The 2,582-nt window shown below is 41.2% G+C and carries 4 protein-coding genes; 1 reads left to right on the top strand and 3 read right to left on the bottom strand.

Translation table 11 applies throughout. The features are described 5' to 3' along the window. Positions 1-308: 308 nt before the first annotated feature. Positions 309-635 carry a hypothetical protein gene (locus tag JWQ85_RS19290; protein WP_299470872.1) on the top strand — a complete coding sequence of 109 codons (327 nt, stop codon included), beginning with the start codon at positions 309-311 and terminating at the stop codon, positions 633-635. A gap of 233 nt (positions 636-868) precedes the next feature. Here the strand turns inward: JWQ85_RS19290 and JWQ85_RS19285 are convergent, their stop codons facing one another. The 3 genes from JWQ85_RS19285 to JWQ85_RS19275 form a co-directional block, all read right to left on the bottom strand. Further along, on the bottom strand, positions 869-1,273 hold the full coding sequence (locus tag JWQ85_RS19285; protein ID WP_299470870.1) for a DUF1801 domain-containing protein: 405 nt from the start codon (positions 1,271-1,273) through the stop codon (positions 869-871). Between the two features lie 122 nt (positions 1,274-1,395). Continuing rightward, on the bottom strand, positions 1,396-1,977 hold the full coding sequence (locus JWQ85_RS19280) for a YdeI family protein (RefSeq protein ID WP_299470868.1): 582 nt from the start codon (positions 1,975-1,977) through the stop codon (positions 1,396-1,398). Positions 1,978-2,012: 35 nt separating this feature from the next. After that, the gene (locus JWQ85_RS19275; RefSeq protein ID WP_299470874.1) at positions 2,013-2,579 is read right to left on the bottom strand and encodes a DUF4256 domain-containing protein; all 567 of its coding nucleotides are present in this window, start codon (positions 2,577-2,579) and stop codon (positions 2,013-2,015) included. Between the last annotated feature and the right edge of the window lie 3 nt (positions 2,580-2,582).

Below are 2,582 nucleotides of genomic sequence, written 5' to 3'. Positions count from 1 at the left end.
AGATTTATAAATCTGGGTTGATATTGGTTATAATGTTTACGAAAAGTTAAAATAAAAGTTGCAAGCTTTATTTTCCTTTAACCTATAATCTACATTTTATCTATTTATCTGTAAAAATGAAACAGTTATGAGTAGAGAACACCTATTTAGCAGTAGGTAAGCCGTATTAACAGCAATTGACCTAATAAAAACAGCGATGAGTTTTTCCACCGCTGTTTTTATTTGAGCACAATTAAAATGACGGTTACACAAATAAATACGGGCTTGCAGCACAACATTATTCCCCCATGAATGCCATTTTACGGTAGATGTACGCCTTAAAAGAAAGTACCGTGTGTACAATTGCCCCCGGGAGGGTTATACTTAAACCATCCTGTATAGATCATATTCACCCTTTGGTAAGGGCGGGTATGGCTTTAGGAAGAAGACTTATGTATCTCCTACCAGCAGCGACCAGGGCCTGGCTAAGCGTGCCGTCGTTAAAAATGGGGCCTGGCGACTCTGCCCGGTCACACACGGCCAATGAATATATTCTTGTAAACGAAATAAACGAAGGCATCAACATATACATTAACCTGCTAAAAAGCATGATGTATTGCCTGATACATAACCCGGATATCGGGGAAACGAAATAATGCTCAAAATCCGGACTTTGGCTAAAGCCTTATAAGTTTTGTTTGTGATCCGTTGGCTAAAGCCAACGGCAATGATAAGTACAAGTGATTCTATAATTTCCCATTCATTGCCGTCCCATTTATGGGACGGATAGAGAAATCAGAAAATGGGCTTTAGCCAAACACTAATCTTCTGAACACCTATGGTGAGGACACAAGCACGGAAATTGAAATCACCTCATTTGAGAAAGCATTTACTTTCGATTTGATGCTGTTGTATCGATGATTTCCTTCAAAACTTTTATATCGATATCCGCCAGCTTATTTAGGTAGACGCAACCAGAACCGGTTTTATGCTTGCCAAGCTTTGTAAGAGCTTCCTCATGGATCTTAAGATCCATAAAGTACAATGATAAATTCGCTTTACGGGGAGCGAAACCTAACCGAAACCAATCCCCTTCCCTGCCAGTAGCAGGGCTTTTATACCTTACCTTACCAAAACCGATGATTGAACTGCCCCAAATTATCGGCTCTTCCCCGGTTGCTTTTTTCATCATTTCCAAAATCACAAAACTGTCCTTGCGTTTTTGTTCGTTAGCTACATTGTTGATAAGATCCTCCACACTTGCAGAAGTTGGTTTTGTTTTTACTTCAGCCATTTGATATTATTGTTTGTTTGACATCGGTTGCGCATAACATATACAAGAACTTTCTACCCTGAGGCCACAACCCGAGGCGTTATACATTAAAGTTTGATCGATTTATTTTCTCATCGAATGTACTAATCATTTAATCCCTTTCCACCGAGAATCTGCGGCATATATTTTTCAACCCTCGCCTCCCGGGTCTTGGATTGTTTGGGCGCAGAAAAATGCAGCAGGTAAGCCCTCTGTCGTCCCGGTGTCAAGGCTTCAAAAGCAGTTTTCAGGGCGGGGATGCGATCTAATTTATATTGAAATTCTTCGGCGATGGTAAATTCCGTAGTCTTTTTTAAATCCACTTTCAAACCAGCTTTTTCCACTTCAATGGCTTCAAAAATATGGGCTTTCAGGATGGGTTTCATCTCAACTATTTCCAAAACGTTGGTGAAGCGAATTTGACGGGCCACCTGCACATTCTCCGTTTGTTGGATCAGAATACCATTGGTATCGTTTAACAAAGCACCTTTAAAAAACAGCAGTGCGCAGTACTCTTTAAAATCATGTATTAAAACTATGTTGCTTTCCTGAAACGTGTAACACGGGCAGCCCCACTTCAATTCTTCGGTGAGCCCACAGTCAAGAACTATCATTCTCAATTGTTCCAATTCTTGCTGCCACTTTTTGGCTTTGTTAAAATAAAAATCAACCTTCGGATTAGTCATGCTCTCTGTTTTAGTTATTAGCTACCGGGCAAAATTCAAACCTTAAGCGAGCCGCGGAAACCCCTGGCGGCGTAGTAAGATTCTGCCCCGTTATGATAAGTAAAGACAGTATCGTAGCGGCGATCACAAAAAATAGCCCCGCCAAGTTTCCTGATATCGGCAGGTGTTTTTACCCAGCTCGATGTTTTCAGATCAAATTTTCCAAGTTGCTGCAGTTCCCGGTATTGTTCTTCTGTTAAAAGCTCAATACCCATGGCAGCTGCCATATCAATAGCGGTATTCTCCGGTTTATATTCTTTTCGTGCCTCCAGCGCTTCCCGGTCATAACAAACACTTCTGCGCCCTTTAGGGCTTTCTGCCGAACAATCATAAAATATGTATTCGCCGGTCTTTTCATCATAACCAACTACATCAGGTTCGCCCCCGGTTATTTCCATTTCATCAAGCGACCACAGTTTATCACTATTGGCTTCCAGTCTTGCCTGTACTTTAGACCATTCAACACCTGTATGGCGGTTCATGTTTTTTTCGAAGCGGGTTTTCAAAGCCTTGAATAGTCCCTCACGTTCGTCAGATGATAACTCCCTTTTATTGCTATTGATGTT

Source organism: Mucilaginibacter sp. (genome assembly GCF_028288105.1).
GTDB lineage: Bacteria > Bacteroidota > Bacteroidia > Sphingobacteriales > Sphingobacteriaceae > Mucilaginibacter.
This window is presented reverse-complemented; position numbering and strand designations above follow the sequence as displayed.